Origin of the sequence: Leisingera daeponensis (assembly GCF_019801465.1) — a bacterium.
Taxonomy (GTDB): domain Bacteria; phylum Pseudomonadota; class Alphaproteobacteria; order Rhodobacterales; family Rhodobacteraceae; genus Leisingera; species Leisingera daeponensis_A.
Map to the genome: position 1 here is coordinate 21166 of NZ_JAHVJA010000005.1, position 17517 is coordinate 38682.

At 63.1% G+C, this 17517-nt stretch carries 10 protein-coding genes; 5 read left to right on the forward strand and 5 right to left on the reverse strand.

Annotation, left to right across the window (positions count from 1 at the left end; all coding sequences use genetic code 11):
* Positions 1–53: 53 nt before the first annotated feature.
* Together cueR and KUV26_RS12755 are read right to left on the reverse strand one after the other, a co-directional pair.
* Positions 54–443, reverse strand: coding sequence for a Cu(I)-responsive transcriptional regulator (gene cueR / locus KUV26_RS12750; protein ID WP_222508616.1), 390 nt, complete (start codon positions 441–443; stop codon positions 54–56).
* Positions 440–2947, reverse strand: a complete 2508-nt coding sequence (locus tag KUV26_RS12755; RefSeq protein WP_222508617.1) for a heavy metal translocating P-type ATPase — start codon at positions 2945–2947, stop codon at positions 440–442. Before KUV26_RS12755 ends, cueR begins: the two co-directional genes overlap by 4 nt.
* A gap of 354 nt (positions 2948–3301) precedes the next feature.
* Between KUV26_RS12755 and KUV26_RS12760 the strand changes: the two genes are divergently transcribed.
* The gene (locus KUV26_RS12760) at positions 3302–4414 is read left to right on the forward strand and encodes an S-(hydroxymethyl)glutathione dehydrogenase/class III alcohol dehydrogenase (protein ID WP_222506335.1); all 1113 of its coding nucleotides are present in this window, start codon (positions 3302–3304) and stop codon (positions 4412–4414) included.
* Between the two features lie 85 nt (positions 4415–4499).
* Here KUV26_RS12760 and KUV26_RS12765 read toward each other — a convergent pair whose 3' ends face one another.
* Genes KUV26_RS12765 through KUV26_RS12775 form a run of 3 tightly spaced genes read right to left on the reverse strand, consistent with a single transcriptional unit; the run spans position 4500 to position 9291 of the window.
* Positions 4500–6014 (reverse strand): SpoVR family protein, encoded by a 1515-nt coding sequence (locus tag KUV26_RS12765; protein ID WP_222508618.1) that lies wholly within the window; start codon positions 6012–6014, stop codon positions 4500–4502.
* Positions 6001–7338, reverse strand: a complete 1338-nt coding sequence (locus KUV26_RS12770; RefSeq protein ID WP_222506327.1) for a YeaH/YhbH family protein — start codon at positions 7336–7338, stop codon at positions 6001–6003. Before KUV26_RS12770 ends, KUV26_RS12765 begins: the two co-directional genes overlap by 14 nt.
* Positions 7339–7356: 18 nt before the next feature.
* Complete coding sequence (locus KUV26_RS12775) at positions 7357–9291, reverse strand: PrkA family serine protein kinase (protein WP_222506328.1); 1935 nt, start codon at positions 9289–9291, stop codon at positions 7357–7359.
* 731 nt (positions 9292–10022) lie between these two features.
* Here KUV26_RS12775 and KUV26_RS12780 point away from each other — a divergent pair.
* The 4 genes from KUV26_RS12780 (at position 10023) to KUV26_RS12795 (ending at position 17460) form a co-directional block, all read left to right on the forward strand.
* Positions 10023–12584, forward strand: coding sequence for an Ig-like domain-containing protein (locus KUV26_RS12780; protein WP_222508619.1), 2562 nt, complete (start codon positions 10023–10025; stop codon positions 12582–12584).
* Between the two features lie 75 nt (positions 12585–12659).
* The gene (locus KUV26_RS12785) at positions 12660–13949 is read left to right on the forward strand and encodes a TolC family protein (RefSeq protein ID WP_222508620.1); all 1290 of its coding nucleotides are present in this window, start codon (positions 12660–12662) and stop codon (positions 13947–13949) included.
* Positions 13946–16285: an ATP-binding cassette domain-containing protein gene (locus KUV26_RS12790; protein WP_222508621.1), complete on the forward strand. Its 2340-nt coding sequence runs from the start codon at positions 13946–13948 to the stop codon at positions 16283–16285. Before KUV26_RS12785 ends, KUV26_RS12790 begins: the two co-directional genes overlap by 4 nt.
* Positions 16282–17460: an HlyD family type I secretion periplasmic adaptor subunit gene (locus KUV26_RS12795; protein ID WP_222508622.1), complete on the forward strand. Its 1179-nt coding sequence runs from the start codon at positions 16282–16284 to the stop codon at positions 17458–17460. The genes KUV26_RS12790 and KUV26_RS12795 overlap by 4 nt, the downstream gene beginning before the upstream one ends.
* Positions 17461–17517: the final 57 nt, after the last annotated feature.

A 17517-nucleotide genomic window follows, 5' to 3' on the forward strand; every position in this document is an offset into this window, starting at 1 on the left:
GCCCGGCCCAGAGGGCCGGGCAGGTCTGTTCCGCCGCAATCCGGATAGGCGCATTATTCCTCGCCGGACAGATCCTTGAGGATCGGACAGTCCGGGCGGCTGTCGCCCGCGCAACTGCTGACCAGTTCTCCCAGCGTGTCATGCATGGCCTGCAAATCGGCGATCTTCTCCTCGATCTTGGCCAGATGCTCCAGCGCCAGATGTTTCACATCGTGGCTGGCGCGGCTTTCGTCCTCATACAGCGCCATCAGGGTACGGCAGTCCTCGATGGTGAAGCCCAGCGCCCGGGCGCGGCCCAGAAAGGCCAGCTTGTGCAGATCGGTCTCGGCAAAGCAGCGGTAACCGTTGGTGCTGCGGTGCGGCTTGATCAGTCCGATGTCCTCGTAATAGCGGATCGTTTTGGCGGGCAGGCCCGAGCGGCTGGATACGTCCCCGATGTTCATGCGCGTGCCTCCTGGTTGCCGGCGGCTGTGGATACCGGTGCGGCCTGTTTCTCATCTATGGCCGGTTTCAGCCGGCGCAAGCGCAGCGCGTTCGACAGCACGAAAACGCTCGATAATGCCATGGTGCCCGCCGCCAGCGCAGGCGACAGCAGCGGCCCGCCAAAGGGGTAGAGCATGCCGGCAGCCACAGGGATCAGCAGCACGTTGTAGCCGAAGGCCCAGCCCAGATTCTGGCGGATGTTCCGCATGGTGGCGCGGCTGACCGTCAGCGCATTCACCACCCCGCGCAGGTCGCCGGAAACCAGCACCACATCCGCTGCCTCGATCGCCACATCGGTGCCGGTGCCGATAGCAATACCCGCATCCGCCGCGGCCAGCGCCGGGGCGTCGTTGATGCCATCGCCGACAAAGGCGAGAGCGCCATGCTCCTGCTGCAACTCCTGCAGCGCAGTCACCTTATCGGCGGGCAGGCATTCGGCCTTCACCGCATCGATTCCAAGCCGTGCGGCAATCGCCTGCGCCGTGGCCGCGGCGTCGCCGGTGATCATGGCAACCTTCAGCCCCTGGTCGTGAAACGCCTTTATCGCGGCAGGCGTGCCGGGTTTGACGGGGTCCGCCACTGCGATTACCGCAGCCGCCCGGCCGTCAATCGCAGCATAAAGCGGGGTTTCGCCGCGTTCGGCCAGTTTTTGGCCTTCCGTCTCCAGCGCGCCCAATGCGATGCCTTCGCGCGCCATCAGACGGGCGGCGCCCACCAGCACAACGCGGCCTTCGACCTCCGCCCGCAAGCCATAGCCGGGAATGGCCTCGAAAGCCTCTGCCGCTGGCAGCCCTTTGCCTGCCGCTGCCGTGATGGCGCGGGCAATGGGATGCTCTGACTGCGCCTCAGCGGCCCCGGTCAGGTGCAGCACCTCGCCGCGGGAGAAGCCTTCAGCGCAGATCAGTTCAGTCAGCGCCGGGCGGCCCTCGGTCAATGTGCCGGTCTTGTCGAGCGCCACCACGCGCACCTCTTGCAGGCGCTGGAGCGCGTCGCCCTTGCGGAACAGCACACCCATCTGCGCGGCGCGGCCAATGCCGACCATGATCGAGGTCGGCGTGGCCAGCCCCATGGCACAAGGGCAGGCGATGATCAGCACGGAAACGCCGGCTACCAAAGCCAGCGGCACCGAGGGCGCAGGGCCGAAGACTGCCCATGCCAGCACCGTCAGTGCTGCGACCGCAATGACCGCGGGCACGAACCACAGGGTGATCCGGTCGACCAGCCCCTGCACCGGCAGCTTGGCGCCCTGCGCCTGCTCCACCATGCGGATGATCTGCGCCAGCACGGTGTCACGGCCCACGCGGGTGGCGCGGAACTCCAGCGCCGCATTGCCGTTTATGGTGCCTGCGGTCACCTCATCGCCGCGGGACTTGGCCACCGGCACCGGCTCGCCGCTGATCATGCTCTCGTCGATGTAGGAACTGCCTGAAACGATCTCGCCGTCCACGGCGATACGCTCGCCCGGGCGGACCCGGATCAGATCCCCTGCCCCGATCTCCTCCACCGGCGTTTCCACTGCTTCACCGCCGGCGACCACCATGGCGGTTTTCGGCTGAAGCCCGGCCAGCTTGCGGATTGCCGCGCCGGTACGCCCCTTGGCGCGGGCCTCCAGGAAGCGGCCCGTGAGGATCAGGACCACGATCACCGCCGCGGCTTCGAAATAAACATTGGCTGTGCCGGCCGGCAGCAGCCAGGGCGCAAAAGTTGAAATCACCGAGAAGCCGTAAGCCGCCGATGTGCCCAGCGCCACCAGAGCGTTCATGTCGGGGGCGCCACGGAAAAGGGCCGGGAAGCCCTTGCTGTAGAACTGCCGCCCCGGTCCTGCCAGAACTGCCGTGGTCAGGGCAAACTGTAGCAAATAGCTGTTCTGCATACCAATATTGGCTGCCACCCAATGATGCAGCGCCGGGATCATGTGGCCGCCCATCTCGATCAGGAACACCGGCAGCGTCAGAACTGCGGCAATCAGCACCTGCCGGCCCAGCGCCGCAATCTCATCCGCCTTGCGCTGGCTCGCCTCATCCGCCTCGTCCGCGGCACCGCCGCTCAGGCGGGCCGGGTAGCCTGCCCCAGTCACCGTTCGGGCTAGATCGGCCGCACGGACCGCACCAGTCAGGAAGCGGACCTGCGCAGTTTCATTCGCCAGATTGACGCTTGCAGACAGCACGCCCGGCACTGCCAGCAGCGCCCGTTCCACCCGCCCCACACAGGACGCGCAGCTCATGCCGCTGAGGGCCAGGACGGCTTCCGACTCTGCCGCCGGGTAGCCCGCGGATTTGAGTGCACCCGTCAGCTGCTCCAGCTTAACGCCAGGAGCGGCCTCGACCTGACCGGTTGCATTGGCAAGGTTCACAGATGCCTTTTGGACCCCGTCGACTGCTGCCAGGGCACGTTCGGCACGACCGGCACAGCCTGCGCAGCTCAGGTTGGTGATTTGCAGTGATATACGGCTATTTTCCGACATGGGAGACCTACTGGGTTTATCCTATGCAAAGCCATATGAGGCTTCCAGTGAGGGGAAGGTCAAGACCTGGAATCAAAATTCCTTCCTAAAACTGGAAGCCTTTCGGCAAGCTGCTGTAAACCGCCGCTTTTTTCTTAACGCGGGAATGGCGCGGACCGCCGGTCAGCTGTCGCATTCGGGGCAAAGCCCGGCGGCCCTCCCCTGATAGGGTGCCGAGGCAATGCTTGCGCGCGTCAGCCCTCAAATGTAACGCTGGGTCCGTCAAACCCGCGCCACGCCGCTGGCACAGAATTCACCCGGGCGCGCCAGGCGGCGGCCCGAACCCGCAGAAAAGAACGAAGGACCAGTCTCATGATCAAGACCCGCGCTGCCGTTGCGGTTGCCCCCGGCAAACCGCTGGAAATCATGGAAGTGAACCTCGAAGGCCCGAAAGCGGGCGAGGTTCTGGTGGAAATCAAGGCAACCGGCCTGTGCCACACCGACGAATTCACCCGCTCCGGCGACGACCCGGAAGGCATTTTCCCGGCGATCCTCGGCCATGAGGGCGCAGGCGTTGTCGTCGAGGTCGGCGAAGGCGTGACCAGCCTGAAGCCCGGCGACCATGTCATTCCGCTCTACACGCCGGAATGCCGCGAGTGCGAATACTGCCTCAATCCCAAGACCAACCTGTGCCAGGCGATCCGCTCGACCCAGGGCGCCGGTCTCTTGCCCGATGGCACCACGCGCTTCTCGATGCTGGATGGCACCCCGATCCACCACTACATGGGCTGCTCGACTTTTGCGAACCACACCGTGGTGCCGGAAATCGCGCTGGCGAAAATCCGCGACGACGCGCCGTTCGACAAGGTCTGCTACATCGGCTGCGGCGTCACCACTGGCATCGGCGCAGTGATCAACACCGCTAAGGTGGAAATCGGCTCCCGCGCCGTGGTGTTCGGCCTCGGCGGTATCGGCCTCAACGTGATCCAGGGCCTGCGGCTGGCCGGTGCTGACCAGATCGTCGGCGTCGACCTGAACCCGGGCAAGGTCGAGATGGCCGAGAAATTCGGCATGACACATTTCGTCAACCCGGCCGAGGTCGAGGGAGATCTTGTGGCGCATCTGGTCGAGCTGACCAAGGGCGGCGCCGATTACACCTTCGATGCCACCGGCAACGTCAACGTGATGCGCACCGCGCTGGAAGCGGCGCACAAGGGCTGGGGCGAGTCGATCATCATCGGCGTGGCGCCTGCCGGGGCCGAGATTTCGACCCGCCCGTTCCAGCTGGTCACAGGCCGGGTCTGGAAAGGCACCGCCTTCGGCGGCGCATCTGGCCGCACCGACGTTCCCAAGATCGTCGACTGGTACATGGACGGCAAGATCGAGATCGATCCGATGATCACCCACAAGCTGACGCTGGACCAGATCAACGAAGGCTTCGAGCTGATGCACGAAGGCAAATCGATCCGCGCGGTGGTGGAATTCTGATCCCGCGATTCATGTGAAACATGGGAAACGCAGGCCTCCGGGCCTGCGTTTTCTTTTTTCAGGACAGGCTGGACAGACCCGGCTGTCAGCGTTCCGTACTGGCTTCAACCGCGTCCAGCCGGACATCGTACCCCCAAAGGCGGCGCAAGTGCTTCAGCACCTCTTCCTGGTCATCCTCGTCCAGGTGAATGCCGTCGCGCACGGTATGGGTCAGCTTCAGCTCCCGGTCGCCGCGAAGATCCGCATCGGTCACCTGAATGTCCGGCTCCAGATAGGCCAGGTCATACTGTTTCGCCAAATCGCGGCGGATCGCCTTGTAGCCGGCCCGGTTGTGGATCTGGCTGACCACCAGATTGGGCAGCTCCGCATCGTTGGTCAGGGTGAAAAGCTTGAATTTGCGGATCAGGTGCGGCGACAGGAACTGCTGGATGAAGCTTTCGTCGCGGTAGTTCGCCCAGGCGTCCCGCAATACGCCGCGCCAGTCCGGGTTACCGGCAAAATCCGGGAACCACTCACGGTCCTCGTCGGTCGGATCCTGACAGATGCGCCGAATGTCCTGCATCATCGCAAAGCCCAGTGCATAGGGGTTGATGCCGGAGTAGCGCTGATCGTCATATTCCGGCTGCATCACCACATTGGTGTGGCTGTGCAGCATCTCCATATAGGCGCCTTGCGTGATCTGGCCCTGCTCGTAGAGCTTGTTGATGATGTAGTAGTGCACGAAGGTCGCGCAACCTTCGTTCATCACCTTGGTCTGTTTCTGCGGATAGAGGTATTGCGCCAGCATCCGCACAATGCGCAGGATTTCGCTTTGCCAGGGCTCCAGCACCGGGCTGTGCTTTTCCAGGAAGTACAGGATGTTTTCCTGCGGCAGGTTCATCATCTTGCGCCGCGCGCTGTAGTCGGCGTCCTCCACCATTTCCAGCTTGTCCCGGCCCAGGGTGGAATCGGTCCAGATATCCAGAACGCTCTGGCCGCTTTCGTAGCCTTCGCGCACTTTCTGCATCGCCACCAGCTCCTCTCTGGTGGGTTTGGGCGGGCGGCCGTAGCGGAACACGCCCTGCGACTGCAGCGCGTGGGCAGCGTCCAGAACCTCTTCCACGGCCATCGGGCCGTAGCGCTCCTCGCAGGCCGCGATATAGTTCTTGGCGAACGCAAGGTAATCATGGATGCCCGCGGCGTCCGTCCATTGCTGGAACAGGTAGTTGTTCTTGAAGAAATGATTGTGGCCGAAAGCCGCATGCGCCATCACCAGCGTCTGCATCGCCATGGTGTTTTCTTCCATGTTGTAGCTGATGCAGGGGTTGGAATTGATGACGATCTCATAGGCCAGCCCCTGGCGGCCTGTGCGGTAGAGCGCCTCGTCGCGGGCAAAATGCTTGCCGAAGGACCAGTGCTGATACATCAGCGGCAGCCCGACGCAGGAATAGGCGTCCAGCATCTGCTCCGCCGAGATGATCTCGATCTGGTTCGGATAGACATCCAGCCCAAGGTCGCCCAGCGCGATCTCCTCGATCGCGTCGCGCGCCTTCCCCATCAGCTCAAAGGTCCATTCCGGCCCGTCGAACAGTGGCGTGCGCGCCGTTTCAGCTGCCTGCATACTGCGCCCCTTTCACCTTGGGGAGGAAGAACTCCCGGAAAATCGGATAGATGTGGCCCGGCTGCGAAACACGCTGCATTTCGAAATGCTGCGCCTGCGCCTTCACTTCACGGTAGTTCTGCCACAGGTCTTCGCCTGCCTCGGGATTGTTCAGCAGCATTTCCGCCGCCTCGTCGACGATTTCCACGTAGGCGTAGAACTGGCTGACCGGCAGAAGATCGTTCAGCAGCAGATTTTTGCAGCGCACCGAGTCATTGCCGAAGTTTTCGCCGTCGGAGGCCTGGGCGCCGTAGATGTTCCATTCATCCGGCGGATAGCGTTCCTCGATGATCTCCTTCATTTTCTCCAAAGCGGTCGACACAATCGTGCCGCCGGTCTCGCGGGCATAGAAGAAGGTTTCCTCATCCACTTCCTGTGCGTGGTGGGTATGGCGCACGAACACAAGCTCGGTGTGCTCATAGCAGCGTTCCAGAAACAGATGCAGCAACAGGAAAAAGCGCTTGGCCAGGTCCTTCTCGCGTTCCTGCATGGAGCCGGAGACATCCATCAGGCAGAACACCACGGCGCGGGAGTTGCGGATCTTCTCCGGCACGAAAGTGTCGTAGCGCAGATCCAGCGGGTCGATGTAGCCGACCACCTTGCGCTTTCGGATGATGCCTTCCAGCCGTTTCTTCAGCGCCTCCAGGAATTCCTCCTGCGGCGGGGTGCGCTCATCCAGCGCTTCCAGTTCCGCGATCTGTTCTTCCAGATCGCGCTGGGATTTAGTGGTGGGACGCTGCAGCGCGATGCGGCGGCCCAGTGAGTTGCGCATGGTGCGCACCAGGTTGAGGTTGTTGGGCGTCCCTGCAGTGGTCAGGCCTGCGCGGCGGGTGCCGATGGTTTCGGTCTCCACCGTGGCCTTTTCCACCAGGTCCGGCAGCTCCAGCCCCTCGAACAGGATTTCCAGGTATTCCTCCTGCGTCAGGGTAAAGGAAAACTCGTCCTCGCCGTCGCCGTCCTCGGAGGCCTTGCGGCCGCCCTGCCCGGCGCCGCCCTGCGGCCGCTTGATGGTGTCGCCGACAACAAAATCCTTGTTGCCGGGCAGCACATGGCGTCGCAGGCCGCCCTTGGAGGAATGGAAGAACCGCGGCTCTTTCAGACCCCGGGTCGGGATGGTGACCTTTTCGCCTTCATCCGGGACGCCGCTGCCGTTCTGGATCGACTTTCCCCGGACCGACTGATCGACGCGCTCCTTAATATTCTCCCGGGCCCGCCGCAGGAACCGCTGGCGGTTCCCTAGGCTCTTGCCCTTTGGATTGGCGCGCCTGTCGATGAAATGATGCATGTTGCACAGCGCTCCTCTTTAGCCCGCCTTGTTGACCCGCATGTACCATTCGACCAGGCGCCGCACCTGGCGGTCGGTGTAGCCGTGGCCGCGCATGCGCTCGACGAACTCCTGGTGCTTGCTTTCGGTCTTACTGTCCTTCTTGGACCCGAAGGAAATTACCGGAAGCAGTTCCTCGACCTGGCTGAACATATGCTTTTCGATCACATCGCGCAGCTTCTCGTAAGAGTTCCAGGCAGGATTCGAGCCGGTGTTGGCGCGGTGCCGCAGGGCGAATTTGACAACCTCGTTGCGGAAGTCCTTGGGATTGGCGATGCCCACCGGCTTCTCAATCTTGCTGAGCTCCGCGTCCAGCACCTCGCGGTTGTAGAGCTGGCCGGTGTCGGGATCCTTGTAGTCCTGCTCTTCAATCCAGGCATCGGCATAGGAAATGTAGCGGTCAAAGACGTTCTGCCCGTATTCGGTATAGCTTTCGAGGTACGCCTTCTGAATCTCGTTGCCGATGAATTCCTCATAGCGCGGCGCCAGCTCGGTCTTGATGAACTCGAGATACTTCTGTTCCGTCTCCTGCGGGAACTGCTCGCGCTTGATCATCTGCTCAAGCACATACATCAGATGCACTGGGTCCGCCGCTACCTCGTTGGTGTCGAAGTTGAAGGTGGTCGACAGCACCTTGAAGGCAAAGCGGGTCGAGATGCCGTTCATGCCCTCGTCCACGCCGGCGCGGTCCTGGTACTCCTGCACCGTCTTGGCCTTGGGGTCGGTGTCCTTCAGGCTTTCGCCGTCATAAACCCGCATCTTGGAATAGAGGTTGGAGTTCTCATGCGGCTTCAGGCGGGTCAGCACCGAGAAGCGGCTGAGGATCTTCAGCGTTTCCGGTGCGCAGGGCGCGCTGCGCAGTTCGCTGTGCTCGATCAGCTTTTCATAGATCGAGGTCTCGTCCGATACCCGCAGGCAATAGGGCACCTTGACGATGGACACCCGGTCGATGAAGGCCTCGTTGTTTTTGTTGTTCTTGAACGATTGCCATTCGCTCTCGTTCGAGTGCGCCAGGATCAGGCCGTTGAACGGGATCGCACCGAAGCTTTCGGTGCCCATGTAGTTGCCTTCCTGGGTCGCCGTCAGCAGCGGATGCAGCATCTTGATCGGCGCCTTGAACATTTCGACGAATTCCAGGATGCCCTGGGTCGAGCGGTTCAGCCCGCCGGAGAAGCTGTAGGCATCCGGGTTGTCCTGGCTGAAATGCTCCAGCTGTCGGATGTCGACCTTGCCCACCAGGGTCGAGATATCCTGGTTGTTCTCATCGCCCGGCTCCACCTTTGCGACGCAGATCCGGCGCAGCCGCGACGGATACAAGCGCACCACGGAGAACTTGTTGATATCGCCGTCGAATTCATCCAGGCGCTGCACCGCCCAAGGCGACATCAGCCCCGGCAGCCGGTGCTGGGCAATACCGTATTCCTCTTCCAGAACCTTGCCCATGCGGACCGGGTCGAAGAGGCCCAGCGGGCTCTCGAAGATCGGCGAGACCTGATCGCCGGCCTTCAGCACATAAATCGGCTGGTCTTCGACCAGGCGCTTCAGGCGCTCAGCCAGAGACGACTTGCCGCCGCCGACCGGCCCCAGCAGGTAGAGGATCTGCTTGCGCTCCTCCAGGCCTTGCGCCGCGTGACGGAAGTAGCCCACGATCCGCTCGATCGTGTCTTCCATGCCGTAGAAATCGTGGAAGGCGCTGTAGCGCTTGATCGTCCGGTTCTGAAAGATCGGCCCGAGCCGGGAATGCTTGGACGTATCCACCAGCTCTTCTTTGCCAATTGCCTTCAGCATCCTCTCGGCGACATTCGCGTACAGGCTCGGATCGTCACGGCAGGCGTTCAAATACTCCTGCAGCGGCATTTCCTGCTCGCGGGTTTCGCCGTACTGCTCTGCAAAAAGTTCGGCAATGTCTTTCATCTTGGATCAAGCCTCCTGGTTAACTCGCGCCGTTCCTCCTGGCGTATCGGTTCGCGCACGGACAGAGAGTGCCCAGCACGTGGGCATGGGTGTCCGCGTCAGTGTTGAGTTCTGATTTCTGCTCGGCGCCGCTGCTGGCGTCATACGTCCGGCTGACCGCTCTTTGCGGCGGCCTGAGCCCGGAGTCCAAGGCTGTCGGCGTCGTATTACTTACTTTCGAGCTTACACCAATTACGAACTTCTTACTATCTGAAAGTGGTGTACTTTTAATTAATTGCCAGAAACTTTTGCGGGAAATTCTCTTCACATCGCGGCGATCACCGCCGTTGCACCGCCCTTTTGCATCGCGGCATTTCAAGGGCTTCCGCGCCTGCATCAGCTCAAAACCGGAGCAGCAAATACCGCTTTCCCCTTTCCCCGCAGCGCCAGCGCGGACACGGCGCTCCGCAGAACCCGCCACCCGGCTCCAGCGCCCGCGCGACGTGCGGGTCCGGAGGACGCAGCATTACAGGCGCGTGAAAAACCTTTTAAAATCTGCGGCAGCCAAGACACGGTCCGCGACAAAATCACCCCGAATGCCTCGCGCCTGCACTGGACAGATCTATTAAAATTGTAACATTGTGGCCTCAAAATGGCCGCAAAAGACGGCCGCTGGGCAAAAGACAGGCAACGAAACCATACGCCGACGGCCGAATTCCGGGCTGCGGCGCGTACAGATGGGCGGTAAGTTTATGAGCACGGTCGCATATATCACCCGCGATATGGCGGGCACCACGCAGCATGGAAATTTCTCCGAAGGCACCCCGGCGCACATTGATGCCAGCCGCTCCAAGGACATTTCGCTAAACCTCAGCCCTGCTGATGTCGAGAGCTATTCCCGGCAAGGCGGCAACCTGCACATCAGGCTGGCGAACGGCCAGGAACTGGTGCTGGAGAACTATTATTCCTTCGGCTCAACCGGCGCGAAAAACCTGTTCCTGAGCCAGGAAGGTGAATTCATTGAAGTGGTCCTGGAGGACAAGTCCAGCGGCATGCTGTTCGCAACCTATGAGCCTCTCGACCTGACCGGCAAGTGGAGCGCCTATGACGAGATGGTGTTCCTGGACGTTGACAGGATTGAACCGGTCGTGGCACCGCTGGCGGCCCCGCTGTTCGGCGGCCTCGGCGCGGCCGGAGCCGCTGCAGGCGCCGTTGGCGTCGCGGCCATCGCCGCCGGCGGCGGCGATGGAGGAGATGGCGGCGGCGGAGGTGGCGGCGATGGCGGCGGCAACAATGGCAACACCTTCGTGACCATCGACAGCGGCCAGGCCGGCGGCGACGACACGATCAGCGCTGCCGAAGCGTCCGCCGGGGTGACCCTGACCGGCACCGCAGAGGCAGGTTCCACCGTGGAAGTCACCTTTCAGGGCGTTACCCGCACAGTGACCGCCACCGACGAGGGCACCTGGAGCGCCGATTTCGCATCGGGGGAGATTACTGGCGGCGAATACGACGCACCTATAAGCGTCACCTCTACGGACACCTCCGGTAATACGGCAACTGCCACCTCAATAATCCGCATCGACACCGCGACCACGGTTGCGCTTGATGACGGCCAGGCCGGCGGCGATGATATGATCAACGGCGCAGAGGCCGCAGACGGCGTCACTCTGACCGGCACTGCCGAGGCAGGCGCCACGGTGGAAGTGACCTTCCAAGGCGTGATCCGCACGGTGACGGCCACCGACGAGGGCACCTGGAGCGCCGTTTTCGCCGCCTCTGAAATCCTGTCCGGAGAATACGACGCAGAGGTCACGGCAACGGCTACCGACACCTTCGGCAACACCGAGACAACCACCGGCATGGTCCGGGTGGACACCATTACCTCGGTGGCAATCGATTCCGGCCAGGCTGGCGGCGACGACATCGTCAACAACGCGGAAGCGGCAGCAGGCCTGACCTTGACCGGAACCGGCGAAGCCGGCGCGACAGTCAGCGTCACGGTCGAAGGCGTCACCCGCACAACCACCGTGGACGCCGACGGCAACTGGGCCGCGGAATTCGAAGCGGGATCCCTGCCCGCGGGCGAATACGACACCACCGTCAGCGTGACCTCAACCGACGCAGCGGGCAACAGCGCAACAGCCACGGCCGATCTGCGTGTGGACACCCTTGTCGACCCCCTGACAACCGATACCGCCAGTGTCGAAGGCGATGGCATCGTTAATGAAACCGAACACAGCGACGGCGTGACCCTGACCGGCACCGTTGAACCGGGATCAACCGTGGTTGTTCAGCTGGGCAGCGCCACCAGGACTGCGACCGTGGATGCTGGCGGCAACTGGAGCGTGGACTTTGCTGCCTCCGACATCCCCGACGGCAGCTATGAAGCGGATGTCACCGTCACCGCCACGGACGCTGTCGGCAACACTGCGGAAATCACCGACACTCTGACCATCGACACGGAAGTCGTGCCGTTCGAGGCTGACAGCATCACCGGTGATGACATCGTTAACATCGCCGAGCGCGCTGCGGGGCTGACGCTTACCGGCACGGTGGAGGCTGGCTCAACTGTCGACGTCACCATCGAAGGCGTGACCCGGGCCGCATCGGTCGATGCCGACGGCAACTGGAGCGTGGCGTTCGACGCAGGCGACCTGCCCGAAGGCAGCTATACCAGCCGCGCGGAGATCACTGCGACCGATCCGGCCGGCAACACCGCAACTCTGACCGAGGCCTTTGAAGTCGACACTGATTATGACGCGCCGAACGTCGGCAATATCATCAGCACTGGCGCCGGCGTCACCGGTTTCTTCAGCGACGACTACGAAGACGGCGACACCACCCATGAACTGACCAGCAGCGGTGCCGTCGAGAATGTTACGGGCACGGAAACCGACCTCGGTGGCGGCAGCACCCTGTTCAGCTTCGACGATACGGTCCCGGACGGCTCCAACCTGGTGGTCAACCGCATCGATGATGCCGGCAACAGTTCCGGCACCATGGTGGTGTTTGAAGATGGCGCCGATGCCAGCGTTCTGAATCACGCCGGCCTGTCGCAATTCAATATCGACGAGCTGAACCTGGTCCACGCGGACAACGTCGATCTGACCCTGACCGAAGCCGACATCAACGCTCTTTCGGGCAATTCCGACACTCTGACAGTGCACGGCGGTACCGATGACAGGCTGACCATCACCGGCGCGACCGCAAACGGGACAGAGACCATCGACGGCGAGACCTACAACGTCTATACACTGGGCACTGACGGCACCACGATCCTGGTTGATGAAGACGTCAATACCGTGATCTGACTTACCGGCCCGGCAGCGGCGCCTGCAGCCGGGCCCAAGATATCAAAAGCCTGGGACAAAAGGGCAAAGGGCAGGATGCAACCGGGACGCTTTCTTTGCGCCATCGCAGTGATGTGCAGCCTGTCGGGCTGCGCACCTTCCCCCTTTGGCGGCGCAGGCGATGCAGAGAACGGCCCCCCGCGCAGCAATTTCACACAATCCGGCGAGACCCGGTCAGAAGTGATCAGCACCTTGATGGACCGCCGATCGCTGCTGGCCGAGGACAGCGCCTACGGGCAGGTTGCTGCGGCAGCAATCGCCGCATCCTCCCGCGCGGCGGAGGCGGAACTGGTCAGCGCCAAATTGCGGGCCGAGGCCGCGTCCAAGAACTGGTTTCCGACGCTGGGACCGTCGGTCAGCCTGACCGATCTGGGCGATCTGGTCGCGGGGCTGCTGATCGAGCAGGTGCTGTTTGACAATGGCCGCCGCAAGGCGGAGCGCGAATTTGCCGCCGCCGATGTCGAAGCGGCCGCCGTCAGCTTGTCACAGGACATGAACAGCCGGGTGCAAACAGCAGTCGGGCTCTACGCCGCGGCGCTGCGCGGCGATGAGAAGGCCGCCTATGGCAACCGCGCGCTGCGCCGGATGCAGGATTTCCGCCGCATCGTTCAGGGCCGTGTTGACGGCGGCGTCTCCGACCGCGCGGACCTCAACGTCGTGGACAGCAAGATCAGCGGCATCCGCACCGCCACGGCCACCGCCCAGGACGCCGCCGTAACCGCCCGCGCAGAATTGCAGGCAATGACCGGACGGAGTTTCGAGCAAAAGCCATCGCATCTGTCCATTGCCCCCCCCCCGGAACAGCTGCAGTTCCTGTCGGTGCTGAAGGCGCGCGCCGAAGCAGAACGCGCCATCGCCCAGGCAAAGTCCGGCCGCGCCGCGCTGCTGCCGCAAATTGCGGCGTCCGGCAACGTGACCTCTGACGGTTTCGGTGCCGGGATTACCCTGGGGGTCGGCCAGCCGCTGGGCCTGGGCACCCCTGCTGCCATTCAGGCGCTGGAAGCCTCGAAGGAGGCCGCGGCACGCCAGGTGGGTGAAGCGGAGGAAGCCGCCCGCCGAGCCCGCAGCCGGCAGTTGCAGCAAATCGCATCTTACCAGCGCCAGGAGGGCGAGACCGCCGTGCTGGTGCGCCGCAGCCGCGAGACCTATGAGCTGTTCCAGAAGCAGTTCGAGGCCGGCCAGCGCCCGGTGATGGAGGTGATCCAGGTCTATGAGGAGCTGGTGCGCCGCGAGCAGGCCTATATCGACGCGAAATACGAGGTGGTGCTGATCCAGCTGGAGCTGGCGCGCGACCTGGGGCTTCTGGCTGATGGGGACAAGATTTGACCGACACCACGCGAAAGCCGCCCCGCCCGGCACCTGCCGCCGGAAAAAAGCCGGTGCTGCGGGCCGTGCCGGTTTCCGGGCCGCAAGCCGCATCGCGAGGCGGAGTGCAGCCCGCCAATACCGCTGCCCCGGCCCCCAGCGCCAAGGCTCAGGTCAAGCCGCGCACGGACAATCCGGTGCCTCCGCCCCAGCCGCAGGAAGCACAGCCCGAAGTCGGCTCCTTGCTGGAGGGCGCTGCGGCCCGCATCCAGCACCGCGCCAGCCTGATTGCCACTCTTGCCGCCCTGAAAGGCAGTGAGGTGCCGGTCAGCGATGTCGCCGCCTTCCTGTGGAAGGAAACACCGGGCGATCTGTCGCTGCACACACTGGCCAAGGCGGTGCAGACCGCCGGGCTGCAACCCAAGGTGCTGGAAAAGCAGCGCCTTGCCCCTGCACTCTGGCCTGCGCTGGCGGTTATGTCCGGCGGCCAATGCGTATTGGTTCTGGGCCAGGCCGATAACGCGCTGACCATCTATGACACCTCCTGCCCGGACAACCGCACCGAGGTGCCGCTGGCGGAGTTCAGCCCCTATTTCACCGGCACCGTTCTGTCGGCCCGCCCCTCGCTCAGCCAGATGGCGGCCAAGCACACGCCGCAGATTGATCCGGGCCACTGGTTCTGGAGCGAATTCCCGAAGTACCGCCGTCAGGTGGGCGAGATCATGCTGGGCTCGCTGGTTGCGAACATCCTGGCAGTGTCGGTCGCGCTGTTCTCCCTTCAGGTCTATGACCGGGTGGTGCCGCACCAGTCGCACGCCACCCTTTGGGTGCTTGCCGTCGGCGCCTTTCTGGCGATTGCGCTGGAAGCGATGCTGAAACTCGCCCGCGCACGGCTGACCGATGCGGCGGGCCGCCAGATCGAACTGTCGGTGCAGCACAACCTGATGCGCCGCCTGATCGGCATGCGCTCGGACAAGAAACCGCTGCCGCCCTCCGGCCTGTTTGCCGCAATGCGCGATTTCGGCTCGGTGCGGGAGTTCTTCACCTCGTCCACCATCTCGACGCTGGCGGACATTCCGTTCATCGCCGTGTTCCTGCTGCTGGTGGCCTCCATCGCGGGGCCGGTGGTCTGGGTGATCATCGCAGGCGGCATCCTGATGCTGCTGCCTGCCTATTTCATGCAGAAGAAGATGATCGCCTACACCCGCCAGACCCAGGGGGCGAACGCCAAGGCGGGACGGCTTCTGCATGAGGTTGTCACAGAACTGGATACCGTTAAGACCCAGCGCGGCGAAGACCGGGTGCTGCGGCTGTGGGATGAGCTGAACACTCTATCGTCGCACTCCGCCACCGAGCAGCGCAAGCTGGCCAGTGCCCTCACCTACTGGTCTCAAGGAGTGCAGCAGGCAACCTATATCACCGCTGTGGTGCTGGGCACGCTGTTGGTGTTTGCCGGTGAGTTCACTGTCGGCACCATCATCGCCACTGGCATCCTGACCAGCCGCACCCTGGCGCCGCTGACCCAGTTCGCCGCCACGCTGGCACGCTGGAGCAACGTCAAGGCAGCGCTGGAAGGGCTGGATGCCATCGCCCAGGCACCGCAGGAGAAGGAAAAGGAGCGCACCTACCTGCGCCGCCAGAAAATCGAAGGCCGGTTCGAGCTGCGCGAGATCATGTTCCGCTACGAGGACGACGCCGCGCCAACACTGGACGTGCAGGCAGTAGCCATCACCCCCGGCCAGCGGGTTGCGGTGCTGGGCGTCAACGGCTCGGGCAAATCCACCCTGCTCAAACTTCTCTCGGGCCTCTACGCACCCGATCATGGCCGCATCCTGCTGGACGGCACCGACATGGCGCAAATCGACTCTAGGGATCTGCGGGCGAATATCGGCTACCTCAGCCAGGATGTGCGGCTGTTTGCCGGCTCATTGCGCGACAACCTGAACCTGAACCAGCTGGAACGCGACGACGACCGGCTGATGGAAGCGCTGGAGTTTGCGGGCCTCGGCGGCCATGTGCGCAGCCATCACAAGGGGCTGGACCTGGAAATCAGCGACGGCGGCCATGGCTTGTCCATCGGCCAGCGGCAATCGATCGGCTGGGCAAGGCTATGGCTGCAGAATCCGTCTGTCGTGCTGCTGGATGAGCCGACGGCGGCACTGGACCAGACGTTGGAACGCACTCTGGTCAGCCGCCTTGAAACCTGGCTTGACGGACGTACTGCAGTCATCGCCACCCACCGGATGCCGATCCTGTCGCTGACCAACCGCACCCTGATCCTGCAATCCGGCCGGATGGTGGTGGACGGGCCGCGCGACCAGGTTCTGGCGCATCTGGCCGCCGGGGAAGGCAAATGACCTTGTCCCTCCACGACCCTTACGGCAACGCAGAGCCTCCGCGCAGCGCCAGCCGGATCATATACCTGGCGCTGGCTGCGGTGCTGACCTTCCTGATCTGGGCCGCCTTTGCCTCCATTGACGAGATTGTGCGCGGCGAGGGCCAGGTGGTCTCCTCCTCGCGCGCGCAGATCGTGCAGAACCTCGAGGGCGGCATCCTGGCGGAGCTGCATGTGCGCCAAGGCGATATTGTGACCGCCGGCCAGGTGCTGGCCAAGCTGCAGGACACCAAATTCCGCACCGCTGCCGATGAGTTGCAAAACCAGATAGACGCGCTGGAAATCAAACGCCACCGGCTGGAAGCGCAGATGAAAGGCGCCTTCGAATTCACCGTGCCCGACATGCTGGCGCAACGGTCCCCCGGCATCCTGGCCTCTGAGCGCGGCCTTCTTATTGCACGGCAGACCGACTTTGCCAGCCGCCGCGACAGCGCCCGGCAGATCATGGATCAGCTGAATGCTGAGCTGGCCAATATGGAAGATCTCTTAAGCCAGAAGATCGTGGCGCTGATCGAAGTGAACAAGGCGCGCAAGGCGGCGACCGACGCCCACGCCAAATACAATGAAATCGGCACCCAGGCGGAACTGGAACAGGCCGAGGAATACGCCCAGACCCTGCGGGAAATCACCACCCTGCGCCAGGAGCAGCGGCTGGCAGTGGATCAGCTGAACCGCACCATCATCACCTCGCCGATGGCAGGCATCGTCAACAGCCTGGCGGTGACCACTATCGGCGGCGTGATCCGCCCCGGCGAGGAGATCCTCGAAATCATCCCTCTGGGCGAGGAACTGTTTGTGGAGGCGCGCGTCAAACCCGAAGATATCGCCAGCGTGCAGCCAGGGCAGGACGCCACCATCAAGCTGTCGGCCTATGATTACACCATCTACGGCTCGCTGCGCGGCAAGGTGGATTTTGTCTCGGCCGACACCTTTGAGGATGAGCGCAACCCGCGCGCCGAACCCTATTACCGGGTGACGGTCAGGGTAGACAAATCGGGCTTTTCCGAACGCCAGCAAGCCATTGAGATCCGCCCCGGCATGCGGGCCACTGCGGAATTGCAGACTGGGGCCAAGACCGTGCTGCAATATCTGCTGAAACCGCTTTACAAGTCCCGGGAAGCTCTGCGCGAGCCTTGAGACGGAAAGGTCCGTCCCGTCCTGAACAGTCTCTTCGCCGCGGCGGGCTGGAAGCGA

Excerpts from the sequence above, each read along its gene's own strand:
- KUV26_RS12770 (WP_222506327.1), bottom strand. The coding sequence starts at position 7,338 with ATGCATCATTTCATCGACAGGCGCGCCAATCCAAAGGGCAAGAGCCTA.
- KUV26_RS12765 (WP_222508618.1), bottom strand. The coding sequence starts at position 6,014 with ATGCAGGCAGCTGAAACGGCGCGCACGCCACTGTTCGACGGGCCGGAA.
- KUV26_RS12795 (WP_222508622.1), top strand. The coding sequence starts at position 16,282 with ATGACCTTGTCCCTCCACGACCCTTACGGCAACGCAGAGCCTCCGCGC.
- KUV26_RS12755 (WP_222508617.1), bottom strand. The coding sequence starts at position 2,947 with ATGTCGGAAAATAGCCGTATATCACTGCAAATCACCAACCTGAGCTGC.
- KUV26_RS12775 (WP_222506328.1), bottom strand. The coding sequence starts at position 9,291 with ATGAAAGACATTGCCGAACTTTTTGCAGAGCAGTACGGCGAAACCCGC.
- KUV26_RS12785 (WP_222508620.1), top strand. The coding sequence starts at position 12,660 with ATGCAACCGGGACGCTTTCTTTGCGCCATCGCAGTGATGTGCAGCCTG.
- KUV26_RS12780 (WP_222508619.1), top strand. The coding sequence starts at position 10,023 with ATGAGCACGGTCGCATATATCACCCGCGATATGGCGGGCACCACGCAG.
- cueR (WP_222508616.1), bottom strand. The coding sequence starts at position 443 with ATGAACATCGGGGACGTATCCAGCCGCTCGGGCCTGCCCGCCAAAACG.